Source organism: uncultured Campylobacter sp., assembly GCF_937981295.1.
In the GTDB taxonomy this organism is placed as follows: domain Bacteria; phylum Campylobacterota; class Campylobacteria; order Campylobacterales; family Campylobacteraceae; genus Campylobacter_B.
This window is the reverse complement of record NZ_CALJPC010000037.1, coordinates 1-1,533: the sequence shown is the minus strand read 5'-3', so window position 1 is coordinate 1,533 and position 1,533 is coordinate 1. Positions and strand designations below refer to the sequence as shown.

At 33.2% G+C, this 1,533-nt stretch carries 3 protein-coding genes; all 3 read right to left on the bottom strand.

Annotated features, from left to right (window positions below):
• Nucleotides 1-2: 2 nt before the first annotated feature.
• The 3 genes from Q0135_RS03110 to Q0135_RS03100 are packed head-to-tail and all read right to left on the bottom strand — an operon-like array spanning nucleotide 3 to nucleotide 1,407.
• Nucleotides 3-755: a hypothetical protein gene (locus Q0135_RS03110; RefSeq protein ID WP_297988147.1), complete on the bottom strand. Its 753-nt coding sequence runs from the start codon at nucleotides 753-755 to the stop codon at nucleotides 3-5.
• 40 nt (nucleotides 756-795) lie between these two features.
• On the bottom strand, nucleotides 796-1,170 hold the full coding sequence (locus Q0135_RS03105; protein WP_297988145.1) for a hypothetical protein: 375 nt from the start codon (nucleotides 1,168-1,170) through the stop codon (nucleotides 796-798).
• A 48-nt stretch (nucleotides 1,171-1,218) separates the two neighbouring features.
• Nucleotides 1,219-1,407, bottom strand: a complete 189-nt coding sequence (locus Q0135_RS03100) for a hypothetical protein (RefSeq protein ID WP_297964769.1) — start codon at nucleotides 1,405-1,407, stop codon at nucleotides 1,219-1,221.
• Nucleotides 1,408-1,533: the final 126 nt, after the last annotated feature.

Sequence of the window (1,533 nt, the reverse complement as noted above, 5' to 3'; positions counted from 1 at the left end):
ATCTACTTTTTCCATTTAAATTTTAATTTCTTTCGCTTTATTTTTATAAAATTTTCCAGTTGCTTATCGGTAAAATTTAAAATCTCTTTTCGATTTTGTAAATTTACATAGGTGTGCCTTATATCGCAATTACCGAGAAAGGCGGCTTCCCAGTTCTTAATTAGCCAACTCGAGCTTATCGCATATTCCCGTCCTTTATTCGAGCGCATTTTATCGCTATAGCCAATAGGCGCAAACATACCGGAATAAAACCCCTCCAGATAGGGTAGTCTCGGGCATCCTTCCGTATCGGTTGCGACGATAAATTTTATCTTTCGATCATATGGACGAAAAGCCTTGTGACACTCTATAATATCTCCATTTTTTAGATCGTCTTTGAATTCTAAAAATTTATAAGCAAATTTTGCAGGAATTTTATCATTTATCCTTTTGTATTCGGCTAAAAAACTATCGTAATAAGAAAATATGCTTATATTTCTGGGCGACTCCAGATCACATACAAAATCTAAATTCTCCAATATCCACTTTTTAGAAATCAGACCATTATTATTTCTCACATTCGCTTCGGGCGGCAATACTATAAACTCCCCCGAATTATCGCCGTTTATACGCAGCAGGTTATTCCAGTTACAAAATAAAAACTGCCTTTGATCGATCTGCAATATATCGCCCTCCGCGAAAATTTCTCTAAAATTGTTAATCGAAAATTTCCTTCTACCTCTTACGGGTATTATCTTTTTATAATTTCTTTTCATGATCTTTCTTCTGTTTTATTATTAAATCGCGGCACACTTGCTAAATCCCTAGATGTAAAATATATAAATCATTTTTAATTGCCGAATCGATTAGTTCCAATAGACTGTCTAATTGCTCGATAACCGAGGATTTATTTAGCGCGCAGTTTTTATCAAAAATGATTTGCTCATCCGCGCTCAAGAAAAGCGATCTCCAAGAGCATATTATATCTCTAAATTTAGCTTTATCTTCTATCCAGCTATAGCCATAGTAATTTAGACCTTTTTTCAAATTTACCTCATCGTTCCATGTGGTTTGCACCCACTCAAGAGAGTACGAAATGCGAAGTATCAGATCATCGCTAATTACTACGCAATGCTCTTTAGAGAAAATATTTTCTTTTGTCTTTTTGAGTAAAAATTCATGTTTAGGCATACAGCTCCTTATTTTTTTAAAATATGACTTTAATAAAGCTCAACCCAGCTATTCGCTAAATTTCATCCAAGAGACGGCGTATTCTTGTGTTTCATCTCTAAAATATTTGCTAATTATATTATATTCGTCCTTTAGAAATATCTGCTCTTGATAGGCGTTAAAATACGCCCTGTTTTTCTCTATAAAGAAATAGATATATTCCTCATATTTGCCCAAATCAGTCTCTATTAAGCGCATTTGCCAATCCTTATAAATTTTTACCCTTATAAAATTCCATCATAATACTTTTCTCCAAAATTTTATAGCGCTTTTTATCTCCTTTTCAAAATGTTTGAATGGTATATAAATTTCATCTTGCTCATA

What these genes read in the sequence shown, in the direction of transcription:
- Q0135_RS03105 (WP_297988145.1), bottom strand. Translation starts at nt 1,170, where the DNA reads ATGCCTAAACATGAATTTTTACTCAAAAAGACAAAAGAAAATATTTTC.
- Q0135_RS03100 (WP_297964769.1), bottom strand. Translation starts at nt 1,407, where the DNA reads ATGCGCTTAATAGAGACTGATTTGGGCAAATATGAGGAATATATCTAT.
- Q0135_RS03110 (WP_297988147.1), bottom strand. Translation starts at nt 755, where the DNA reads ATGAAAAGAAATTATAAAAAGATAATACCCGTAAGAGGTAGAAGGAAA.